The sequence below is a fragment of the Pseudonocardia xishanensis genome (assembly GCF_039541715.1).
In the GTDB taxonomy this organism is placed as follows: domain Bacteria; phylum Actinomycetota; class Actinomycetes; order Mycobacteriales; family Pseudonocardiaceae; genus Pseudonocardia; species Pseudonocardia xishanensis.
The window spans coordinates 180,402-201,510 of the sequence record NZ_BAABGT010000027.1 but is presented as its reverse complement, the minus strand read 5'-3'; the positions used below and the strand labels follow the sequence as shown (position 1 = coordinate 201,510).

Genomic DNA, 21,109 nt, shown 5'->3' with positions numbered 1-21,109 from the left:
CCTGACAGAACGAGAAGATCACGCGGTAGTCGTCACACACCACGCCAGCGGACTTGACCAGTCGGTTCCAAGGTCAAGGACAAGCAGGTCTCGGCTTGGTTGCCCGCGCTGCAACACCGTCTCTATCCCGGTGAGCATTTCACTGCTGTCTCACGTACCAACCTACTCCGGCCCATGGCAGACGGTCTGGTCGTGACGAGCGCGCGCGTGATGGCGTTCGGGGCAGCCCAACTACAAGCAGGAAAGGTCGCACTCGAGATAGTCGCCGACCAGATCGCCCGGGTCGATCTGCAGAAGCGATTCTCCGGACGCAACTGCCTGATTGTTGGAACCAGGGACGGCGCCGAGATCAACTTCGGTGACCTTCCTGCGCCCGATGCTCCGATGGTTCTGGCTCACGTGCAGCGCCTCGCCGCCTTCGGGCTGTCTCCGGAGGTTGGACGGGCTGTGTCCGCCCGTGCCGACACTGCCGGGAGAGAGGACTCGGCGTGGCGCCAGGTGCGGGCAGTCGGAGGTCGAATCTCGGAGAAGACATGGGGAGCGATCAGAGACCGTGCCATGCCCGGTGAGGTCGCCTGGTTCGCCGTTGGAGGCGAGTCGGGCGGCGGCGCACTCGCGGCATTCGGGGACCGCTGTCTCATCGTCAAGGTGCGGGCGATGACGAGCATGATGGCAGGGTCACTCGGAGGCGGCCGGATCACGACATTCCCGTACGGCGAGATCACGGGTATCGAGTACAACGCCGGGATGCTCAACGGGGTGCTGGAGATTCTGACCCCGAGCTATCAGGGGTCCGGCAACAAGGATTACTGGCGAGGCTCGCTGAAGCCGACGAACTCCAACAGCAACAATCCGTGGACGTTGTCGAACACCCTGCCCATGTCGAAGCCGTTGTATCAGCAAGCACTGCCTATGCTAAACGAGATGCGCGGGCGCATAGCCGAGGTGAAGCGTCCGACAGTTGTGATGAACGCTCAACAGGCTACGGTTCCGGTTGGTGGTGGGCTAGCCGATGAGATCGGCAAGTTGGCCGCACTTCGCGTTCAGGGGCTACTGACTGACGACGAGTTCGAGGCCGCTAAGCGAGCCGCAATCGCACGTGTGGCGCCTTAGCGCCTGGCTCTCCTGGGCTACGCCGGTGCGGGTGATCTTGATCCACCGACTGATCCACGAACTGCTGCGCAGCCGTACCTCTGGTGCGCGAACGGGCGCTCGCCGTCCCAGCGAAGTCGCTGCTTGCCGGGGATGGAGTCGACTGCTCCCCAACTACGGATCAGAAGGTTAGGGGTTCGAATCCCTTCGGGCGCACAGCACATCCTCCGTCCCCGGCCGTCGTGTACGGCCGGGGATGGAGTGTATCGGGCTCCATTCGGCCCACCGGTATCCGACGAGTCGCGCTGGTCCGCCCGCGCCCCGGCGGCGGACGTGGGCGTCCGCCGCCGCGACGGTGTCCCTCGCGGGTTCTGACCCTCTGCGGGTCAGCAGTGCTTCATCTGCTCGGGTGTGGCCTGGACGCTGATCGAGTCCTTGTGCACGAACCCGGTCCTGCCCTGGGGGTCGGGGGTCAGGCTGATACGGAACCAGTTCTGGTTGCCGTTGATCTCCTGGCCCTCGGTGAAGCAGAGCGCGGTGACGGGCTGGTCGGCCTTCAGGTTGGTGAAGACGGCGCCCGACTGGTTGTTGGAGTTCTGGTAGGCCGTGGTCGGCGCCATGATGTGGGCGGGGAAGCCCACCTCCGCGGCGGCGGCGGATCCGGCGAACCCGACGAGGCCGGCGGCGACGACGGTGGCCGCGGTGGCCGCGGTGGCCGCGGTGGCCGCCAGGATGGTCTTCTGCATTGCTGGTGCCTTCTGTTCGATGGTCGGCGCCGGCTCTTCCGGCGTCGACCATCAGGTTCGTCCGGCAGCGGGTCCGGCGGAGTCGGGCGATCGGTGGATCGGGCGGTGGACGGTGGGGTCCCCCTGCTCCCGGGGTCACTTCGAGGCGAGCTCCTGGCTGGCGCCGTGGTGGGTCTCCCGTTCCGTCGACCCGCCGTACCAGTCCAGGCACAGCACGGTGGCGTCGTCACGCAGGTTCCCGCCGGTCAGACGGAGTACGGCCGCGCCGAGTTCGTGCACGACCTCGCGCGGGTGCAGGTGGGCCGAGTCCAGCAGGGCGCTGGGGAAGTCCAGGTCGGCGGCGTTCCGTTCGAGCATCCCGTCCGTGACGAACACGATGCGGTCGCCGGGCTCGAGTACGAGCGGCTGCACCTGGAAGGACCTGTCGGGGTCGAGGCCGAACGGCACGTCGATCGCCAGCGGCAGCTCCTCGACCTGGCCGTGGCGCAGCCGGAGGGGACGCGGATGGCCGGCGTTGACGATGCCCGCTGTCCCGCGCTCCAGGTCGATCCGCACGACCTGGCCCGTGACGAACCATCCCGGCCCGGAGTGCGCCACGAGCTCCCCGTTGGCGTCGACGACCTGGGAGTGCAGGTCCCGGACCGCGCGGCGGCCGTTGCGGAGGGCGCCGACGAGGACCGAGGCGAGCATGGCCGCCTGCACGTCGTGCCCGGCCGCGTCGGTGATCGACAGGTGCAGGGTGCCCCGGTCGAGGGCGTAGTCGAACGTGTCGCCGCCGACGGTGCCGGCCGGTTCGAGCCGGCCTGCGAGGGTGAACTGCCCCGCCTCACAGGTGAAGGCGGGCGGCAGGAGCCGCCGCTGGATCTCGGCGGAGAGGGAGAAGGCGGTGGTGCGTTGTCCCCACTCGAACAGGTCCGTGTAGCGCCGGTTGACGACGAGGACGTGACCGAGCACGTGCCCGATCTCCGCGATCTCCGCGATCTGCTCGGTGGTCGGACGGGTGGTGAGCACGGGATCGTCTGCACCAGAAAATCTCCTCCCGCTGAGGTAGACATTCGTCCGCAGCGGTGGGTAGTCTCCTCATCAGCACAACACAGAAGACCTGAGAATCGCGGGAGATGACGAAACTGCCCGTGGAGCACCACCAGGAAGTCGCACGACCGCAGGACAAGTGAACCGGCAAGTCCGCAACACCGAGGAAAGGGAAGCAGCACTCTGTCAGATCGCGCCGTCGACGACCTCCGAGTCGTCGGGCGTGTCGTCTCGTCGGAACGGAAGGTGATTCTCGGTTACCACTCGGATGCGTGTGCCCGCAGTGTCTGGTTTCCGGCTTCTGCGGGTCGAGACCGATCGTCGGATCGGCAGTGTGAACAGCTGAAACCCCTGGGGCCCCGGTGCACGTGCACCGGGGCCCCTCGTCATGGAGGTGCGATGGCCCGAGTACACCCTTCTTCATCCGACAGGTTCGACGACGAGCACTACCCGGCCTACACGATGGGCCGCGCGGCCGAGATGCTCGGCACCACCGCCGGTTTCCTCCGCAGCCTGGACGAGGTCGGGCTGCTCGACCCCGAACGCTCCGCGGGCGGACACCGCCGCTACTCGCGGCACCAGCTGCGGTTGGCCGGTCGGGTCCGCGCGCTGGTCGACGGGGGGACCGCCCTGGAGGCGGCCTGCCGCATCGTCGTCCTCGAAGACGAGCTCGACGAGGCCCGCCGCCTCAACGCCGAGCTGCACCGGCGCGACCCCGCGGGCGAGCCGTCCGCGGACCGGCCGAGTGACTCCGAACGACACCCGGCCGACCACTCCTGACGATGTCCGCCCGAGCGGGCGACGTGGGGTGGGCAGCGGCAGCTCGACGCCCGCGGCGTCGCTGGGCGACCGTCGGCCGGGTCGCAGTGTGTTGCACGAGCCCGGGTGCGGGTGGTGCACTGGGCGGTGTGAGTGCTGAGGGTCCGTCGATGCGGCGCGCGTACTGCGTGTGCCTGCTCGCGACCGACCAGCTCTCCGTCGACGACCGGCTCTGTCGCCCGGCTCGCTGACCTGCTCCGATCCGCTCGGAGTGCGGTCGGCCCGCCGTCGTCGTCGCCCCCTCGTGAGGATCTCCGCCATGTCTGCCACGCCCGTCTCGCGCTCCGCCTCGCCGTCCCGGCCCGCCGAGGAGCGGGAGCCGATCCGCGCCGTCGCGGCGCGGACGACGGAGGCGAGGCGGGGGCTCCGCGGGCTCCTGGGGCGGATCGGAGACGCCGCCCGGGCGGCGCACCGGGCCTCGGTCCCCTTCTGAGCCCGACCGCGAGCCGGGAGCCGACCCGGTAGGACCCCGTCCGTGCCGCGGTCAGTGGCGGGAGAGGAACCGGCGGAGGAAGCCGCGGCCTTCTCGAGGTGTGCAGTCGCAGCGCTGGGCGGCGGGCACGTCGGTGAGGACCTGCTCGACGTGCTGCCCGCAGCCGCGGTAGGTGGGTCTGTGGCAGGTCGGGCACTGGACGCGGTGACACATGGTGTCCCTCTCGGATCGGCGGGGCCGGTGGGGTCGTGCCGTCCGAGGGTGGACGACTGCCCTCAGGGTACCCCCGGGGGTATCCTGCGTCGACAAGGGCCGCCGCGGATGCGACAGTGCGATGTCTACATGGCGAGACGGATGGACAAAAGACCGTACATTTGTGGTGAGCTATCGAGTAGGGACGGACAGCCCCCGGCCTGCGGGCCCTGCGGCCCGTCAGCTCGGCCGGTCGCCGGGAGAGACTGCGGGGCCCCCGGGCGTCGCGAGGAGTGAGTAGATGATCGTCACGCAGTACTACCTCGAGTGTCTTTCGCAGGCGTCCTACCTGGTCGGGGACGAGACGACCGGGCAGGCGCTCGTCGTGGACCCGCGCCGTGACGTCGGGGAGTACCTGGCGGACGCGCAGGCCCACGGGCTGACGATCGTCGGGGTCGTCGACACGCACTTCCACGCCGACTTCCTGGCCGGGCACCTCGAGCTCGCCGAGGCCACGGGCGCGTGGATCGGGTTCGGCTCCCGCGCGGAGGCCGACTTCCCGGTGCGCCACCTCGCCGACGGCGAGCGGATCGTCCTGGGTGAGGTGGCCCTCGAGGTGTGGGAGACCCCCGGGCACACCCCGGAGTCGATCAGCCTCCTGGTCTTCGAGCACGCCGCGGACGAGGTCCCCTACGGCGTGCTGACCGGAGACGCGTTGTTCATCGGCGACGTCGGGCGGCCGGACCTGCTCGCCTCCGTCGGCCACACCGCGGACGAGCTGGGCCGGATGCTCTACGCGACGGTCCGCAGGCTGATGACCCTGCCGGACGCCGTCCGTGTCCTCCCCGCCCACGGTGCGGGCTCGGCCTGTGGGAGGAACCTCTCGACCGAGCGGTCCTCGACCATCGGCGACCAGCGGCGGGAGAACTACGCCTGCCGTCCGATGACCGAGGAGGACTTCCTCGCCCTGGTCACCGCCGGTCAGCCCGCGGCGCCCGACTACTTCGGCTACGACGCCCTGCTGAACCGGCGCCCGCACGAGGTGCTCGACCCCGCCCGTCGGGCGCAGCCGCTCGACCTCCCGGAGGTGGTGGCCCTGCAGGAGGCGGGCGCCGTCGTGGTCGACGCGCGGGACCCGCTCGAGTTCGCCGCCTGCCACCTCGCCGGGTCGCTGAACGTGCCCGCCGACGGGCGGTTCGCCGAGACCACCGGCATGGTCGTGCGGCCCGAGGAGCAGATCGTCGTCGTGGCGCCCCAGGACCGCGAGGAGGAGATCGTGGTGCGGCTCGCCCGGATCGGGTTCGACTGCGTCGCGGGCTACCTCCGTGAGCCCGAGGGGGCGTTCCTCGCCGCCCCCGACCGGGTCGAGCGCGCGAGCCGGGTCACCGCGCCGCAGCTCGCGACGGCCCTGGGCGCGTCGGTGCCGCCCGTGCTCGTCGACGTCCGCAACGTCGGCGAGCTCGTCTCGGGCGCGATCCCGGGCGCGCGGCACATTCCGCTCGCCCAGCTGCGGAACCGGCTCGGCGAGATCCCCGCGGACCGTCCCGTCGTGGCCTACTGCGCCGGGGGCTACCGCTCGAGCGTCGCGGCCTCCATGCTGCGCCGCAGTGGTGTCGACGACGTCTCCGACCTGGTCGGGGGCTACGCCGCCTGGGCAGTGTCGGCCCAGCCGGTCGGCTGACCGGCCCGGTCGTCCGATGTCGCTGCTCGCGCTGCTGCCGCCCCTCGGCCTCGGCCTGGTGATGGGGGTCGTCATCGGCGGTTTCGGGGGTGGCGGCGGTGTGCTCACCGTCCCCGCTCTCGTCTACCTGCTCGGGCAGAGCGCCCAGGCCGCGACGACCGGCAGCCTCATCATCGTCGGCATCGCCGCGGCGGCAGGCGGCCTCGGCCGGATCCGCGGGCACGGTGTCGACTGGCGCACCGGGATCGGCCTCGGGGTGGCCGGGATCCCCACCGCCTACCTCGGCAGCCTGCTCAACCATCGCGTGAGCCAGACGGTGCTGCTGCTCGCCTTCGCCGGGCTGACCCTCGTGGCCGCGACGGCGATGCTGCTGAACTCCCGCGGCGAGCCCGCCGCGGTCGAGCCCGTCGAGACCCCCTCGGCCGGGCCCGCCCGGAGCGTGGGCGACACGGTGACGGCCTGCAGGGCCCGGCTGCTGCGGTCGGGGTCCCTGCAGTCGGTGGCCAAGGTGGCCGGGGTCGGGGCGGGGGTGGGGTTCCTGACCGGGTTCCTCGGGGTCGGTGGCGGCTTCCTCATCATCCCCGCGCTGGTCATCGTCCTGCGGATGCCGATGGCGACGGCCGTGGGCACCTCCCTGCTGGTGATCACGCTGAACTCGGTCTCGTCGATGCTCTCCCGTGCCGGTGCCCTGGACGTGGACTGGCGGGTGATCGCGCCGTTCACGATCGCGGCCGTGCTCGGCACCGTGGTCGGCAAGCGGATCGCCGACCGGCTCTCCGGTGAGGTCCTCACCCGGGCCTTCGCGGTCCTGCTGCTCGCCGTGGGGCTCGGGGTCGGCGTGCAGAGCCTGCTGTCCCTCTGACCGGACGGCCCGTCACCGGTCATCGCCGGGCCGGACGCGGCGGTGGAGGGCCGCCACCTGCTCGGCGGTGCCGAGCGCGATCAGCACCATGCCGGGTTGCAGGGTGGTCGCGGAGTCGGGGTTGGCCAGGAACGGGCCGCCGGGACGGCGCAGGGCCGGCAGGAGCGCGCCGGTGGTGCGTCGGATGGCGGTGTCGCCGACGGTGGCGCCTGCGACCGGGGAGTCCGGCGGGACCGAGATCTCCTCGATGCGGTAGTCGAGGCTCTCGTCGTGGGTGACGTCGCCGATCACGTGCGGGTCGTCGATCTCGGCGAGCCGGGACGAGTCGCGGTCGACCACCACGATCCGCCTGCCCGCCCCCCGGAGGTACCGGCGACTCGCCGTCCCGACGCGCCCCCAGCCGCAGACGATGACGTGTCCGCTCAGCCTGCTGAACGTGCGGTCCATCCTGCGCCTCCCCAGGTGGCTGCGGAGATCGCCCTCCATGAACGCCTCCAGCAGGGCGCCGAGCGCGATCAGCGCCGCACGGATGCGCAGAGCCGGTTCACGGCGGCGCCGCGCGCGCGGGAGCCGATGCCGTCCCGCCCCCCGCCCGCCCACCCACCTCCCCAGTGGACTCCCCGCATCCGCCCCCGGGGTCGTGCCGATCGCCCCTTCCGCGGTGGGGCGAACGACCCACCGGAGGACTCGGGCCGCGGAGGGCGTCACCGTGCGGTCAGGTCCTTGAGGAAGCCGGGGATCCGGCCGGTGCCGAAGTCGTAGAAGCGCACCCACGTCGGAGTGATCGCGATCCGGGCCTGCTGGGCGTAGACCTCGCGGCAGTTCCGCACGAACTCCGCGGCGGCCTCGGGGTCCATGCTCTTCCGCGCGGCGGCGACGTACTCGTCCACGAGGCCGTCGACGATCGTCACCCTCGCGGTGCCGCGGACGGAGAGGGCCCGTGCCGAGGTCGGCCCGCCGCTGCCGCCCTCGATGCTCAGGGCGACGGCGGGGCGGTCGGTCAGGACGGCCACCTTGGGTGCGGTGACTGCCGTGGCGACCACGAACTCGTGCCCGGTCCAGAAGTAGCCGACGGGCACGACCCGCGGGGTGCCGTCCTCCATCACGTAGGCGAGGTGTGCGCCCGAGGTCGCGGCGAGCAGCTCCCGTGCGCCCTCGGCGGTGAGCTCTGCGTCGATCTCGTGCTCGTCCATGGGTCCGTCCCCCCTGTTCGGAGCGGCCACGGCGGCCGCTGTCACCGGGGTGACGGAGCCGGGTGCGGATCCTCGACATCCCACCCGGACGGTCAGGGCTCCGGGCACGCGCTGCCGGTGAGCTGATGAGCCCGGCTCACGCGGTGATGCGGTACTGTGCGATCTTGCGGTAGAGGGTCGAGCGAGCCAGGCCCAGGGTCGACGCGGCGGCGGTGCGGTTGCCCCCAGGTCCCGCAGGGCCGTGACGATCGCGTCCCGTTCGGCCTGGTCGACGGGGCGCAGCATGCTCCGCGGTGCGCTCTGGCAGGACTCGGGCAGGTCGCCCACCTCGAGGGTCCCGACCGGGCGGCGGTGCAGGGCGACGTCCAGCGCGGCCCACAGCTCGCGGAGGTTGCCCGGCCAGGTGTGGCGCGCCAGGGTGCGCAGCGCCTCCGGGGAGACCCGGGTGTCGCGACCGGGAGCCAGGTCCGCGAGGGCGTCGGCGACGAGCGACGGGAGGTCGCCGGTGCGGTGGCGCAGCGGCGGCACCGTGACCGAGCGGCGGAACCCGGCGAGCAGCTCGGCGACGGCCGCGCCGCACCGGGTGCCGTCGGCGGCCGTCGCCGCGAGCCGGGCGCCGCGCAGGGCGTCCAGCAGCCCCGACGGCACGTCCGACCACCGGTCGATGTCCCGCAGCAGGACCAACGGCGCCGGTCCGGCTCGGCTGATGCCCGAGACGTCCGTGGTGCCCGGCCCGATCTCGGCGACGCGGTCCGGACCGTGCAGCTCCCGGTCCAGGTCGAGGACCAGCCTGCGGCGGCCGCTCCCGGGCTCGCCGAGGACCAGCAGCGGGGAGCCCACCCGGAGCGCGTCGGCCGCCGCGGTCCAGGCCGCCCGCCAGGTGGGACTGGTGCTCGCGGGCTCCGGGGCCGTCCCGGGGAGCGCGGGAGTGTCGTGCAGCTCCGAGACCACCGCGACCAGCCCGGCGACCGTGCCGCCGACCTCGACGGTGGTGCCCCGCATCCGCACCCGGACGCCGGACGGCAGGTCCAACCGGTCGTCGACGTCCGGCCCGCGCAGCATCCGGTACCGGGCGTGGTCCTGCAGCGCGGCGAGGTCGCCGGGGTCGAGCAGGGCCTGCATCGCGGTGTTCGCCAGCACCATCCGTCTGCCCACCGCGAGCACGGCCCGGCGGGAGCGGGCGTCGACGCGGGTGTAGAGGTCGAACAGCGCCTGCTGTCCGGCGTCGCGGTCGTGCACCAGGGCCTCCTGGATCCGGGCCGCCGCCGAGGTCACCGCGGAGTAGAGGATCGGCGAGGAGTGCTCGGCCCGGCAGCTCACGTCGAGCACGCCCTCGATCCGGCCGGTGAACGGGTCCCGCACCGGGGCGCCCGCACAGGCGTAGGGCTGCAGCGGCTCGACGAAGTGCTCCGCGCCCACCACGTGCACCGGCGCCCCGGCCTCGAGCACGGTGCCGACGCCGTTCGTGCCGACCGCGCCCTCGTCGTAGCCGAAACCCTCGGCGAAGCGGTTGGCGTCCGCGGCCCGCCCGATCTCCACGGTCGTGTCCCTCCGGACGAGCAGCCGGGCGCGGTCGTCGGTGAGCACCACGCACACCGGGATGCCCGCGATCTGCTCGGCCAGCTGCTCGATCACCGGCCGGGCGCAGCGGACCAGCCGGGAGTCGACGTCCAGGTCCGCATGGCGCCGGGCCACGATCTCGGCGGGATCGACGCCGCGGGCGAGGCTGCGCCGCCACGACGCGGCGACCTGGACCGGGATGCCGGGCAGCTCGGCGTCGGGGCGGTCGTGGAGCCGGGCGAGCGCCGAGGTGAGGAGCCTGCGCCGAGCGAGCACGTCACCCACTGACCGCCACCTCTCTGTGCGCCTGCTCACATCATGCGTCACCGGTCAAGTCGACGACCGTCCGAAGTTGGGACGGTCCCGCGCGGGCCGCGCGTCCTACCGTCGGCGCATCCGGTCACCGTCGACCCGCAGGAGAGCGCCCATGACCCGTGCCGAGATCGAGCACGTCGACGTCCTGATCATCGGGGCCGGGGTCTCCGGCCTCGGTACCGCGCACCATCTGCGAGCGGAGTTCCCGGAGCGCTCCCTGCTGGTCCTGGAGGCGCAGGACGACCGCGGTGGCACGTGGTGGACCCACCGCTTCCCGGGCGCCCGCTCGGACTCCGACCTGTTCACCTACGGCTACCGGCACAAGCCCTGGCGCGGCCCGTCCATCGCCGCGGGCGGCGCGATCCTCGAGTACCTCGACGAGGTCATCGAGGAGGACGACCTCGCCGACCGGATCCGCTACCACCACCGCGTGACCGGCCTGGACTGGTCCTCCGAGGACGCGCGGTGGACCGCCGAGGTCCTGCGGACCGACACCGGCGAGCAGCTGCGGGTGACCGCGGACTTCCTCTGGATGTGCCAGGGCTACTACAACCACGAGGACCCCTACACACCCGAGTGGCCCGGCACCGAGCGGTTCGAGGGCACGATCGTGCACCCCCAGACCTGGCCCGCGGACCTCGACCACGCGGGCAAGCGGGTGGTGGTCATCGGGTCCGGCTCGACGGCCGCGACCGTGGTGCCCGCGATGGCGACGACCGCCGAGCACGTCACGATGCTGCAGCGCTCGCCGTCGTACTGGTTCCCGGCGCCGACGGTGCACGCGCTCGCCGAGAGCCTGGCCCCGCTGGACCTGCCCGCGGACTGGACGCACGAGATCCTCCGCCGCCAGTACATCCAGGAGGTCGGCTGGCTGGCCGAGACGGGCCACCACGATCCCGACCAGCTGCACGAGTTCCTGATCGAGACGATCCGGCCGCTGCTGCCCGAGGGCACCGACATCGACGAGCACTTCATGCCGAGCTACCGGCCCTGGCAGCAGCGGATCGCGTTCGTGCCGGACGGCGACCTCTTCGCGGCCATGCGCGAGGGGAAGGTCTCGATCGTCACCGACACCATCGACGAGTTCACCGAGAAGGGCGTGCAGGTCTCCTCCGGCGAGGTGCTCGAGGCCGACATCGTGGTGACCGCGACCGGGTTCAACCTGTCCCCGTTCGGCGACATCCCCTTCCGGCTCGACGGTGCGGCCGTCGACTTCGCCGACCACGTCACCTGGCGCGGGATCATGATCGAGGGCGTGCCGAACATGGCCTACTCCTTCGGCTACTTCCGGCACAGCTGGACGTTGCGCGTCGACCTGGTCAACGACGTCGTCGGACGGATCCTGGCGCGGATGGACGACCGCGGGACGACCGTCGTCGTGCCGACGCTGCGCCCCGAGGACGCGGACATGCCGCGGCTGCCCTGGAGCGACCCGGAGAACTTCAACCCCGGCTACGTCATGCGCTCGCAGGACCGGATGTTCCGCCAGGGCGACCGGGACCCGTGGACCCACATGCACGAACACGCGCACGAGCAGGTCGCCCTCCCCAAGGCCGACCTCGACGACGGCCTCCAGTACCGCTGACCCCAGGAGAGACAGTGCCCCAGATCCCCGTCCGTACCGGAGTCACGCTGAACTACGAGATCAGTGGCGGCGGCGAGCCGCTGCTGCTGGTCATGGGCACCTCCGGCGCGATCCCACTGTGGGGCGAGATGATCACCCGTCTCGCCGCCACCCACCAGGTCATCGCCTTCGACAACCGCGGGCTCGGCGGCAGTGAGCGCGGCACCGGCCCGATCACCGTCGCCTCGCTCGCCGAGGACGCCTCCGCGCTGTTGGAGGCGCTCGAGATCCCCCGTGCGCACGTCCTGGGCTGGTCGCTCGGCTCGGCCGTGGCACAGGAGCTCGCCCTGGCCCATCCCGACCAGGTCGCCTCCGCGCTGATGTACGCCACGTGGGGCCGGTGCGACGGCTTCCAGCGCGCGGTGCTCAGCGCGCTGCGGCTGCCCTACGTCCACCGCGACATGGAGTCCGCGCTGGGCACCGCGGGGATCGCGTTCTCCCCGGAGGGGCTGGACAACCCGGCCTTCGGCGAGCTGCTCGCGCCGATGCTGCCCGCGTTCCCGCAGAACGAGGAGCAGATGCAGGTCACCGTCGAGCAGTGGGACGCCGACCTGGCGCACGACTCGCTGGACCGGCTCGGCGCGATCACCGCCCCGACCCTCGTCGTCGTCGGGGAGCAGGACCTGCTGACCCCGCAGTGGCAGGCGAAGAAGGTGGCCGACGCGATCCCGGGGGCCCGCTACGAGCTCGTGCCAGGGCCGGGATCGAGCCACTGCATGCACCTGGAGCGCCCGGACGACCTGACGAAGATCCTCAACGGGTTCCTCGGGGAGCACTCGATGACCCACTAGGACCCGCCGGTGGCTGCGGGTGCGCGGACCCCGCCCGGTCACGTCGACGGCGGGGCGCGCACCACCCGCTGAGTGATGGGCGCCACATCGTGTCACGTCGCGTGGGGCGGCGGTGTCCCGAGGGCATGACTGAGAAGAGCAAGGTCGTCGTCCTCGGCGGGGGTTACGCGGGCACCCTCGCCGCCTCCCACCTGCGGACCGACGCGGACACCGACGTCACCCTGGTCAACCCGCGGCCCGAGTTCGTCCAGCGGATCCGGCTGCACCAGCTCGTCGCGGGCACCGGCGAGGCGGCGCTCGGCTATGACGGGCTGCTCGCCGAGGGCGTCCGGCTCGTGGTCGACGAGGCCGCGCGCATCGACGTGCCCGGCCGCCGGGTCGAGCTCGCGTCCGGCGCGGTGCTCGACTACGACTACCTGGTCTACGCGGTCGGCAGCCGGGGCGCAGTCCCGCCCGCCCACGCGTACCCGATCGCCGAGGTGGAGCACGCCCGCCTGCTGCGCGCCGCGCTCGTCGACCTGCCCGCGGACGCCCCGGTGACCGTCGTCGGAGGTGGCCTGACCGGGATCGAGACCGCCGCGGAGCTCGCGGAGCAGGGCCGGTCGGTCGCGCTGGTGACCGGCGGGACCCTGGCGCCGAGCCTCTCGGAGAAGGGCAGGCGGTCGATCGCGGCCACCCTGGCGGGGCTGGGGGTCACCGTGCTCGACGACGTCGTCACCGAGGTGCGCGAGGGCGCCGTCGTGCTCGGCGCGGGCGAGCGGCCCAGCGCCGTCACCGTCTGGACGGCGGGCTTCGCGGTGCCCGACCTCGCCGCGCGCAGCGGCCTGCGGACCGACGAGGTCGGCAGGCTGGTCACCGACGACACCCTGACCAGCATCGACGACGACCGGATCGTCGCCGCGGGGGATGCGGCGGCGCCGTCGGGCCGGGCACTGCGGATGAGCTGCCAGGCCGCCCAGCCGATGGGTCTGCAGGCGGCGCGCACCGTGCTGAGCCGGATCGCGGGCACCGAGCCGCGGGCGCTGGACCCGCGGTTCGTCGGGTCGTGCGTGAGCGTGGGCAGGCACGCGGGCACCGTGCAGGTGGCGCGCAAGGACGACACCCCGCTGGACGTGGTGGTCGGCGGCAGACTGGGGGCGCGGATCAAGGAGCTGGTCTGCCGGAGCACGATGATGTCGATCCGCGGCGAGGCGCGCCGCCCCGGGTCGGTCGCGCGGCTGCTCGGCAGCGGGAGGCCCGCGCGCGAGGAGGTGTCGTGACCCACGCCGAACGGTTCACCGCGCTGCGCCCGCTGCTGTTCACGATCGCCTACGAGATCCTCGGCTCGGCGACGGAGGCGGACGACGTGCTGCAGGAGAGCTGGCTGCGCTGGGCCGCGGTGGACCTGGACACGGTCCGGGAGCCGAAGTCCTACCTCGCCCAGATCGTCACCCGGCAGGCGCTCAACGCGCTGCGGGCGAGCGCTCGTCGGCGGGAGGAGTACGTCGGGCCGTGGCTGCCCGAGCCCCTGCTGCTCGACGAGCACGACGGCGCCGCGGACGCCCTGCTCACCGAGTCCGTCTCCATGGCCATGCTGGTGGTGCTGGAGACCCTGAGCCCGGACGAGCGCGCGGTGTTCGTGCTGCGCGAGGTCTTCGGCTTCGAGTACGACGAGATCGCCGGGGCGGTGGGCAAGCCGGTCCCGACCGTCCGGCAGGTGGCGCACCGGGCGCGCGAGCACGTCCGCGCCCGGCGCAAGCGGTTCGAACCGGTGGCGGGGGCCGCGGAGGTCACCGAGCGGTTCCTCGCCGCGGCGTCCACGGGGGACGTGGACGGGCTGCTCGCCCTGCTGGCCCCGGAGGTCGTCTGGACCGCGGACGGCGGGGGCAAGGCCAGCGCCGCACGCCGCCCGGTCGTCGGCCCGGACAAGGTGGCGAAGATCCTCGCCGGCCTCTTCCGGCTCGGCGACACCCTGCCCGACCTGCGGGTGGACGTCTCCGCCTACAACGGGGCGCCCGCCATCGTGATCCACATCGGTGAGCACCTCGAGGGGATCTTCCTGCTGGAGGTCGACGGCGGCCTGATCACCCACCTCTACGCGATCCGCAACCCGGACAAGCTGGCCGCGGTCACGGTGCCGCGGACCATCGGGCGGGCATAGAGGACGGATTCCGACCGCTATGGCCGGAATGCTGCAGCGGTGACCGTCGCTACCGTTCCGGGCATGATCCTCGGCCGCCGCGCGCTCAACCGGGCCTCCCTCGCGCGGCAGTTCCTGCTGGCGCGGGCGGAGGTGCCGGTCGTCGAGGCCGTCCGGCACCTCGGCGGGGTGCAGGCGCAGGAGCCGCAGGAGCCCTTCGTCGGCCTGTGGTCGCGGCTGCGGGGCTTCGACCCGCACGAGCTGTCCGCGCTGCTCCTGGCGAAGGAGCTGGTCCGGACCGTCCTCATGCGCCGGACGGTGCACCTGCTCACCGCGGCGGACGCGCTGGCCTGGCGCACCCGGCACGAGGCGATGCTGCGACAGCGGCTGCTCGGGGTGTACCGGCCCGAGCTGGGCGGACTGGATCTCGACGAGGTCGCGGTGGCCGCCGCGGAGCTGATGGCGGACGGCGAGCCGCGCACCATGCCGGAGCTCGGCAGGCTACTCGCCCAACGCTGGCCCGAGACCGGGTTCCGGCCGCTCGGCGAGGCGGCGGTCGCGGCCCTGGTGCCGATGGTGCAGCTGCCGCCGCGGGGGCTCTGGAACCAGGCGGGCGGCGCGCGCAACCTGCCGATGGCCGCGTGGCTCGGCCGACCGGCGGACCCGCCCGCGCCCGAGGGGAGCGATCCCGTGGGCGAGGCGCTGGTCCGGCGCTACCTGGCGGCCTACGGCCCGGCGGCGAGCGCCGACCTGCGGGCCTGGTGCGGGCTCACCGGGCTGCCCGCCGCCGTGGCCGCGGTGCGCCCGGAGCTGGTCTCCTTCCGGGACGAGCGCGGCCGCGAGCTGCTCGACCTCCCCGACGCCCCGCGCCCCGACCCCGACACCCCCGCGCCGGTCCGCTTCCTCGCGGCCTTCGACAACGCGATCCTCGGCTACGACGACCGCACCCGGATCGTCGACGACGCCCACCGCGGCCTGTCGGTGAACGGGGAGCGCGCCGTGCTGCTCGACGGCCGGGTCGCCGCACTGTGGACCGTCGCCGACGGCACGGTCGTGGTCACCCCGCTGCGCCGTTTCACCCGGGCCGACCGCGCGGAGGTGGGGGAGGAGGCACGGGAGGTCGCCCGGTTCCTCTCGGAGGGCGCCCACACCCGCGTCCGGATCGCGGCGTCCCCCTAGCGGCGTGGATCATGGGCTCCCCCGGCCAGCGGTCGCGCCGCGCGCCCGGATCGACGATATTCGGGGGATGGCGGACGACACGGGCTACTACAGCATCCGGTTCGGAGCAGACCCCGTCCAGCTCGCCTTCTTCCGTGCCGGCCTGGACCGCTGGCTGCACGGGTTGGCGTGGCCGGAGGAGGCCAGGGTCGACGCCATCCTGGCGGTGAGCGAGGCCTGCACGAACGCCGTCAAGCACGCCTACGCGGGTGCGGTGCCGGGGGACGTGGAGGTCGTCGGGCGGCTCGTGGCGGGCCCGTCGAGCAGGCAGGTCGTGGTCACCGTGCGGGACGAGGGCGTCTGGCGCCCGGACCAGGGTGCGACCGGCTACGGGATGAGCGTGATGAAGGGGTGCATGGACAAGGTGTCCATCCACCGGGACGACTCCGGCACCACGGTCACGCTGGTCAGCGCGTCCGTCCCGCTGCCGGGCGCGGCGGCCGAGGGGTACGCCGCGGCCGAGTAGCGCCTCAGCTCGGCGGCAGCCGCCACACGTCGCAGCCGTCGACGGCCGCGCTGCGGACCTGCTCGGCGTTGCCGTCGAGCCACTCGGTGAGCGGGGCGATCTGGCCCGGCACCGGGTTGACGAACCAGCGGGCGCCCTGGGCGCGGTCGGTCTCGAGCGCGGCGGGCGTGTACTGGTCCGCGGCGAGCACCCAGCCGTACCGGTCCGCCCGGTAGAGCACCACGGGCTCCTGGAAGTTGTTGGCGACGCCGTCCATCGTCGTCCGGCTGTCCGTGCCGACGACGACCAGGTCCTCCGGTGCGGACACGGCCGCGAGCTGCGCGGCGCAGGTGCCGAGCACGCCGGCGTCCGGGTCGAAGGACTGCCGGAGGACGTTCACCGACTGGGCGCCCAGCGCGAGCACCGTGAGCACGCCGAGCAGCCCCAGCAGCGCCCCGCCGACCCGGACCCGCCTGCGCAGCAGCCGCTGGGCCGCCACGACGCCGATGCCGACCGCGGTCGCGGCGTAGGGCAGCGAGTACACGTGGTACTGGATGCCCAGGTCGGACGCGGTGTAGCGGCCGAGCAGCACGTAGTAGAAGGCGAGCGCGAGGGCTCCGGCCAGCAGGAACGGGGCCGCCAGTGCGCCGCGCCGGTGCCGCCACAGCCAGATCGCGCCGAGCAGCGCGAACGGCAGCCCGACCACGCCGTAGAGGAACAGCGCCTCCGTGCGCAGGTTGCCGAGGTAGAGATCCGGGCTGGTCAGCATGTCCCACGTGGCGAACTTCGAGTCCCCGCCGGACAGCACGCCGAAGGTGTTGCCGTAGGTCTCGTGCAGTCCCGCCGCGTAGCGCATCCAGAGCACCGGCAGGACGAGCGAGGCGAGCAGGGCGAGGTAGAGGCTCGGCCTGCGCAGCCGTCGTCGGGCGCCGAACAGGACCCACAGCCCCAGCACCAGCCCGACGTGCAGCGATGTCGGCTTCGCCAGCCCGGCGAGGGAGATCGCGGCCGCGGTGGCGACCAGCCAGCGCCCGCGGTCCTCCTGCAGCCAGCGGCAGAAGAACAGCAGGGTGAGCATCGTGAAGGCGAGGACCGTGGCCTCGGGCATGAACGCGGTGCCCCACCGCATGAACGCAGGCGACACGGCCCAGGCGATCAGCGCCCACCGGGCGGCGGTGGGCGGCAGGAGCCGCTTCGCCAGGTTCCAGAACGCCCAGGTCGCGAGCAGCATGAACGCCAGCGACACGAGCCTGCCGAGGAACTCGTGCTCGCCGAACAGCGTGTACAGGACCCCGGTCAGCCACGGCATGATCGGCAGCTCGGACTCGACGTAGCCGGGTCCGCTGCCACCCCAGTTGATCTGGGGGAGGAACAGGTTGAGCCCGTGCTCGGCGTAGTTGCGGGCCATCGAGGCCGTGTCGGACTGGCGCCAGATGTCGCCGGGGTAGGTCAGCGGCCCGAACGCGCGGACCACCGACAGGACCGTCATGACGCCGAGGACGAGGAGGGCGACCCGTCCGAGCCAGTCGGGGCGGGTCCGGACGGGGGGTGGGGTCACCACCCCGCGGGCGATCACGTGCTGCACCCGACCCACTGTCCACGCGCGCGCTGTGACCACCCTGAGGACGCACGGGTGCCCCGTCCGATCACTCCCTGTGGGTGATCACCGTGTGGGTGCTCCAACGGTCGGCACCGGCCGGCGTCACCGATCGGCGTCGGGTCGATCGCGTCGTCCACGGGGTCCACCACGCCGTCGAACGGCGGCAGCTCGGTCCCAGGCGACGGGCAGGGCGTCCAGGCCCCCGGTCAGCAGGTCCGCGCGCAGCCGCAGGTCCTCCGCGGGAACGTCCAGGCGCAGTGCCGGGAAGCGGGCGGGCAGCGCGGTGAACACGGCCTGCAGCTCGACGCGGGCCAGGCTCGCGCCGATGCAGAACCGCGGTCCGTAGCCGAACGTCAGGTGCGCGCGGCCGTCCGCGCGGTCGGGGTCGAAGGTCTCCGGGGCGGTGAACGCCCGGGGGTCCCGGTTCGCGGCGGCAGGCGCCAGCACGACGCAGTCCCCGGCCCGGAGGGTCACGCCCGCGATCTCGACGTCCGTGTGCGCGTACCGCGGCAACCCGCTGCCGCCCGGTGCCGCCACCCGCAGGATCTCCTCCACCGTGGCCGGGACGCGGTCGGGGTCGGCGGCGAGGTCGGTCCAGCGCGCGGGATCGTGCAGCAGCAGCACCGTGCCGACGTCGATGCGCGTCACCGTGGTCTCGTGGCCCGCGAACAGCACGGCCGCGGCGAGTCCGGCGCTGCGCCAGTCGTGCTCCGGGCCCGCGGCGGCGAGATCGGTCAGCACGTCCTCGCCGGGCTCCGCGCGCTTGCGCTCGACGAGCCCCTTCACGTACTCGACCAGCGCGTACAGCGCCCGCTGCGAGGCCTGCGGATCGTCGAGCCGCCCGGCGCCCTCGGACCACGCGCGGAACCGGTCGCGGTCGGCGTACGGGACGCCGAGGAGCTCGCAGATCACCAGGATCGGGATCGGCAGGGACACCAGCTCGTGCAGGTCGGCGGGGCTGCCGTGGGCGGCGAGCCGGTCCAGCGCCGCCGTCACCAGCTCGTCGACGTGGGCGCGGAGCCGGTTCATCCGGCGCGCGGAGAACGCGGGGGCGAGCAGCGTCCGCATGGTCGCGTGCTGCTCCTGCTCGGTCTCCGGGTCGCCCATCGGGCCGCCGAGCAGCGCGGCGCCGGAGAGCCGGGCGGCGTGGGCCGGATCGGGGTGCGACCGGCCGAGCCGGGGATCGGCGAACAGCGCGCGGCACTCGGCGTGCCCCGTCACCAGCCAGGCGGGGTCGCCGGTGGCGGTCCGGACGGCGGTGACCGGGGCACGGGAGCGCAGCTGCGCGTACAGCGGGGCGATGTCGAGCACCCCGGGGCGGTCGAAGGGCAGCTGCGGGAGCGTGGTCGTCATGCGTCCTCCTCGGGCCGTCCCCCGATGATGCGCCCCGCGCCGCGCTCGTGTCGCGCCCGCCGGGGCGGCGGGGCAGGGTGGGGCGGTGCGTCCGCTCATCGTGTCCGCGGTGCTCGCCGACCCCGTGCAGTCCGCGCTGGACGCGCTGCGCGCCCGCCACTTCCCGCCCGAGCGGAACCATCTCGGCGCCCACGTAACGGTCTTCCACGCCCTCCCCGGGGAGCGCGAGGCGGAGGTCGACGCCGAGCTCGCCGTGGCGGTGCGGCGGGATCCGCCGGTCGCGGTCGTGGGGCCGCGGCGTGGCGCTGCGGGTCGCTGCGCCGGACGTCCTGACCTGGCGGGCCGCCGCCGCCGGACGGTGGGACGAGTGGCTGACCGCGCAGGACCGCGGCAAGCGGGAGCTGCACGTGACGGTGCAGAACAAGGTCACCCCGGAGGCGGCCCGCGGGCTGCTCCGCGACCTCGAGGGGCGTCCGGAGGAGACCACCCGGGTCGTGGCGCTGGCCCTGTGGCGCTACGACGGCGGACCCTGGATCCCGGTCCGCACCCATCCCTACTCCGGCGTGGCCCCCGAGGTGGGCGCCGGCGTTCCGGTCGACACCGGGGACACGGGGTCGGCGGGGGCCATCGCGGCCGCCACCCCCATCACCGCGGTCAACCCGACGACGGCCGCCGCCACCGACGCCCCCACGACCACGACGGGACGCCGGGCGCGCCGGGGCTGAGGCCCGCGCTGCCCGGGGACCACCAGCGGCGTGGACCGGCTCACCTGCCCGGTCGCCGTCCCCCGCCCGGCGGGCGCGGGTGCCGCGAACCGCTCGGTCTCGGGCTCCGCCCGCGGCACCGGGACGACGGCACGGAACCGGTCCGTCGCGGGTTCCGGCGGGTACGGGATCGGGTGCCTGCCCGGGCTGGCACGGTCCGGGAGCGGACGCGACGACATGACCATCTCCGATGCGTGGGGAGCGCGAGACATCGGGTAAGTCGACGACGACCACCCAGCGTTACGTTCCTCACCTGAACGGACGAGGCTCGGGGCGTCCGTTCCGGCTCAGACGGTCACTTCGCGCTCGGCGGCCAGGACCTCGTCGCCGTAGAGGTCCTGCACCCAGTTGTCCTGGTAGACGGTGTCCAGGTAGCGCTCGCCGAGATCCGGTGCGATGGCCACCGCGACGGTTCCGGGCGCGGCGTTCGCCGCCAGCCACCGGCTCGCGCCCGCGACCACGGTGCCCGTGGACCCGCCGAACAGGAAGCCGCGCCGCGCCATCCGCCTGCAGGACCGCACGGTGTCCGCCTCCTCGACCAGCACCACGTCGTCGATCAGCCGTCGGTCGAGGAACGCGGGCGGCACACCGGACCCGAGGCCGGGGATCATCCGCCTGCCGGGCGCGTCGCCGAAGGTCACCGAGCCCGCGCTGTCCACCGCGACGACCCGCACGGACCGGTGCCACTCGTGGAAGAACCGCGCGCACCCCATCAGCGTGCCGGTGGTGCCCGCGCCGACGAACAGCACGTCCAGCCGCGGGAAGGCCCCGGCGATCTCGGGGGCGGTGCGGGTGAGGTGGGCGCGCCAGTTGTCGGCGTTGCCGTACTGGTTGAGCCAGACGTAGCGCGGGTCCGCGGCGCACAGGTCGCGGACGTACGCGAGCCGCGTGCCGAGCAGCCCCTCCCGGGGGTGCGGCTCGGTGACCACGTGCACCCGGGCGCCGAGCGCCTCCATCATCCGGCGGGTCGCGAGGTTGCACCGCGAGTCGGTCACGCAGACGAACCCGAGCCCCCGGCTGGCGGCCAGCACGCTCAGGGCCACCCCGAGATTGCCCGACGACGACTCGACGAGCACGGAGTCGGGCCCGATGGCGCCCGCTCGCTCGGCGGCCTCCACCATCTCGGTGGCGGCCTTGAGCTTGATCGAGCCCGCGAAGTTGAAGCCCTCGCACTTGAGGAACAGCGGCTGGCCGACGATGGGCGCGAGGTCGACGTACAGGGCGTCCTCGTTGTAGTCCTGGGGTCGGGTGATGACGGGCACGATGCCCT

General features: G+C 73.2%; 20 protein-coding genes and 1 pseudogene. 12 read left to right on the top strand and 9 right to left on the bottom strand.

Translation table 11 applies throughout. The features are described from left to right. Nucleotides 1–174: 174 nt before the first annotated feature. Complete coding sequence (locus tag ABD993_RS10630; protein ID WP_345415266.1) at nt 175–1,113, top strand: SHOCT domain-containing protein; 939 nt, start codon at nt 175–177, stop codon at nt 1,111–1,113. A 365-nt stretch (nt 1,114–1,478) separates the two neighbouring features. On the opposite strand, the gene ABD993_RS10625 is transcribed toward ABD993_RS10630, so the two are convergent. Continuing rightward, nucleotides 1,479–1,838: a hypothetical protein gene (locus ABD993_RS10625; RefSeq protein ID WP_345415264.1), complete on the bottom strand. Its 360-nt coding sequence runs from the start codon at nt 1,836–1,838 to the stop codon at nt 1,479–1,481. A gap of 135 nt (nt 1,839–1,973) precedes the next feature. Further along, nucleotides 1,974–2,849 carry a PP2C family protein-serine/threonine phosphatase gene (locus tag ABD993_RS10620; RefSeq protein WP_345415261.1) on the bottom strand — a complete coding sequence of 292 codons (876 nt, stop codon included), beginning with the start codon at nt 2,847–2,849 and terminating at the stop codon, nt 1,974–1,976. 420 nt (nt 2,850–3,269) lie between these two features. Here ABD993_RS10620 and ABD993_RS10615 point away from each other — a divergent pair, with 420 nt between their 5' ends. The 4 genes from ABD993_RS10615 to ABD993_RS10600 all read left to right on the top strand — a co-directional run bounded on the left by ABD993_RS10615 (nt 3,270) and on the right by ABD993_RS10600 (nt 6,857). After that, nucleotides 3,270–3,650, top strand: a complete 381-nt coding sequence (locus ABD993_RS10615) for a MerR family transcriptional regulator (RefSeq protein ID WP_345415258.1) — start codon at nt 3,270–3,272, stop codon at nt 3,648–3,650. Nucleotides 3,651–3,948: 298 nt separating this feature from the next. Next, nucleotides 3,949–4,122: a hypothetical protein gene (locus ABD993_RS10610; RefSeq protein ID WP_345415255.1), complete on the top strand. Its 174-nt coding sequence runs from the start codon at nt 3,949–3,951 to the stop codon at nt 4,120–4,122. A 493-nt stretch (nt 4,123–4,615) separates the two neighbouring features. Next, entirely contained in the window at nt 4,616–5,995 is a 1,380-nt protein-coding gene (locus tag ABD993_RS10605; protein ID WP_345415253.1) for a rhodanese-like domain-containing protein, read from the top strand. Between the two features lie 16 nt (nt 5,996–6,011). After that, on the top strand, nt 6,012–6,857 hold the full coding sequence (locus tag ABD993_RS10600) for a sulfite exporter TauE/SafE family protein (protein WP_345415250.1): 846 nt from the start codon (nt 6,012–6,014) through the stop codon (nt 6,855–6,857). Nucleotides 6,858–6,869: 12 nt separating this feature from the next. Here the strand turns inward: ABD993_RS10600 and ABD993_RS10595 are convergent, their stop codons facing one another. The 4 genes and pseudogenes from ABD993_RS10595 to ABD993_RS37055 form a co-directional block, all read right to left on the bottom strand. After that, entirely contained in the window at nt 6,870–7,457 is a 588-nt protein-coding gene (locus ABD993_RS10595; protein WP_345415247.1) for a TrkA C-terminal domain-containing protein, read from the bottom strand. A 104-nt stretch (nt 7,458–7,561) separates the two neighbouring features. Continuing rightward, nucleotides 7,562–8,278, bottom strand: a complete 717-nt coding sequence (locus ABD993_RS10590) for a pyridoxamine 5'-phosphate oxidase family protein (RefSeq protein ID WP_486362895.1) — start codon at nt 8,276–8,278, stop codon at nt 7,562–7,564. After that, nucleotides 8,187–8,429, bottom strand: a complete 243-nt coding sequence (locus ABD993_RS10585; RefSeq protein WP_345415298.1) for a helix-turn-helix domain-containing protein — start codon at nt 8,427–8,429, stop codon at nt 8,187–8,189. Before ABD993_RS10585 ends, ABD993_RS10590 begins: the two co-directional genes overlap by 92 nt. After that, nucleotides 8,399–9,052: pseudogene (locus tag ABD993_RS37055) on the bottom strand (AAA-type ATPase lid domain-containing protein); the annotation flags it as partial. The gene ABD993_RS10585 and the pseudogene ABD993_RS37055, both read right to left, overlap by 31 nt. Nucleotides 9,053–10,037: 985 nt before the next feature. On the opposite strand from ABD993_RS37055, the gene ABD993_RS10580 reads away from it, so the two are divergent. From ABD993_RS10580 to ABD993_RS10555, 6 genes are all read left to right on the top strand, one after another. Beyond that, nucleotides 10,038–11,510, top strand: coding sequence for a flavin-containing monooxygenase (locus ABD993_RS10580; RefSeq protein ID WP_345415244.1), 1,473 nt, complete (start codon nt 10,038–10,040; stop codon nt 11,508–11,510). 14 nt (nt 11,511–11,524) lie between these two features. After that, nucleotides 11,525–12,340, top strand: a complete 816-nt coding sequence (locus ABD993_RS10575; RefSeq protein WP_345415241.1) for an alpha/beta fold hydrolase — start codon at nt 11,525–11,527, stop codon at nt 12,338–12,340. A 125-nt stretch (nt 12,341–12,465) separates the two neighbouring features. Further along, entirely contained in the window at nt 12,466–13,599 is a 1,134-nt protein-coding gene (locus ABD993_RS10570; protein ID WP_345415238.1) for an NAD(P)/FAD-dependent oxidoreductase, read from the top strand. After that, complete coding sequence (locus ABD993_RS10565; protein ID WP_345415235.1) at nt 13,596–14,480, top strand: RNA polymerase sigma-70 factor; 885 nt, start codon at nt 13,596–13,598, stop codon at nt 14,478–14,480. The genes ABD993_RS10570 and ABD993_RS10565 overlap by 4 nt, the downstream gene beginning before the upstream one ends. 63 nt (nt 14,481–14,543) lie before the next feature. Continuing rightward, on the top strand, nt 14,544–15,638 hold the full coding sequence (locus ABD993_RS10560; RefSeq protein ID WP_345415232.1) for a winged helix DNA-binding domain-containing protein: 1,095 nt from the start codon (nt 14,544–14,546) through the stop codon (nt 15,636–15,638). A gap of 67 nt (nt 15,639–15,705) precedes the next feature. After that, nucleotides 15,706–16,143 (top strand): ATP-binding protein, encoded by a 438-nt coding sequence (locus ABD993_RS10555; RefSeq protein ID WP_345415229.1) that lies wholly within the window; start codon nt 15,706–15,708, stop codon nt 16,141–16,143. 4 nt (nt 16,144–16,147) lie between these two features. Here ABD993_RS10555 and ABD993_RS10550 read toward each other — a convergent pair whose 3' ends face one another. Both ABD993_RS10550 and ABD993_RS10545 read right to left on the bottom strand, forming a co-directional pair. Then, nucleotides 16,148–17,707: an ArnT family glycosyltransferase gene (locus tag ABD993_RS10550; protein ID WP_345415226.1), complete on the bottom strand. Its 1,560-nt coding sequence runs from the start codon at nt 17,705–17,707 to the stop codon at nt 16,148–16,150. Between the two features lie 117 nt (nt 17,708–17,824). After that, nucleotides 17,825–19,075 carry a cytochrome P450 gene (locus tag ABD993_RS10545; RefSeq protein ID WP_345415223.1) on the bottom strand — a complete coding sequence of 417 codons (1,251 nt, stop codon included), beginning with the start codon at nt 19,073–19,075 and terminating at the stop codon, nt 17,825–17,827. Between the two features lie 269 nt (nt 19,076–19,344). Between ABD993_RS10545 and ABD993_RS10540 the strand changes: the two genes are divergently transcribed. Beyond that, nucleotides 19,345–19,800, top strand: a complete 456-nt coding sequence (locus tag ABD993_RS10540; protein WP_345415295.1) for a 2'-5' RNA ligase family protein — start codon at nt 19,345–19,347, stop codon at nt 19,798–19,800. Between the two features lie 326 nt (nt 19,801–20,126). Here ABD993_RS10540 and sbnA read toward each other — a convergent pair whose 3' ends face one another. Continuing rightward, entirely contained in the window at nt 20,127–21,101 is a 975-nt protein-coding gene (gene sbnA, locus ABD993_RS10535; RefSeq protein ID WP_345415221.1) for a 2,3-diaminopropionate biosynthesis protein SbnA, read from the bottom strand. Nucleotides 21,102–21,109 lie beyond the last annotated feature (8 nt).

Bases quoted from the DNA above. Each gene is read 5' to 3' on its own strand.
- ABD993_RS10630 (WP_345415266.1), top strand. From the start codon at position 175: ATGGCAGACGGTCTGGTCGTGACGAGCGCGCGCGTGATGGCGTTCGGG.
- ABD993_RS10625 (WP_345415264.1), bottom strand. From the start codon at position 1,838: ATGCAGAAGACCATCCTGGCGGCCACCGCGGCCACCGCGGCCACCGCG.
- ABD993_RS10615 (WP_345415258.1), top strand. From the start codon at position 3,270: ATGGCCCGAGTACACCCTTCTTCATCCGACAGGTTCGACGACGAGCAC.
- ABD993_RS10610 (WP_345415255.1), top strand. From the start codon at position 3,949: ATGTCTGCCACGCCCGTCTCGCGCTCCGCCTCGCCGTCCCGGCCCGCC.
- ABD993_RS10605 (WP_345415253.1), top strand. From the start codon at position 4,616: ATGATCGTCACGCAGTACTACCTCGAGTGTCTTTCGCAGGCGTCCTAC.
- ABD993_RS10600 (WP_345415250.1), top strand. From the start codon at position 6,012: ATGTCGCTGCTCGCGCTGCTGCCGCCCCTCGGCCTCGGCCTGGTGATG.
- ABD993_RS10580 (WP_345415244.1), top strand. From the start codon at position 10,038: ATGACCCGTGCCGAGATCGAGCACGTCGACGTCCTGATCATCGGGGCC.
- ABD993_RS10570 (WP_345415238.1), top strand. From the start codon at position 12,466: ATGACTGAGAAGAGCAAGGTCGTCGTCCTCGGCGGGGGTTACGCGGGC.
- ABD993_RS10560 (WP_345415232.1), top strand. From the start codon at position 14,544: ATGATCCTCGGCCGCCGCGCGCTCAACCGGGCCTCCCTCGCGCGGCAG.
- ABD993_RS10555 (WP_345415229.1), top strand. From the start codon at position 15,706: ATGGCGGACGACACGGGCTACTACAGCATCCGGTTCGGAGCAGACCCC.
- ABD993_RS10545 (WP_345415223.1), bottom strand. From the start codon at position 19,075: ATGACGACCACGCTCCCGCAGCTGCCCTTCGACCGCCCCGGGGTGCTC.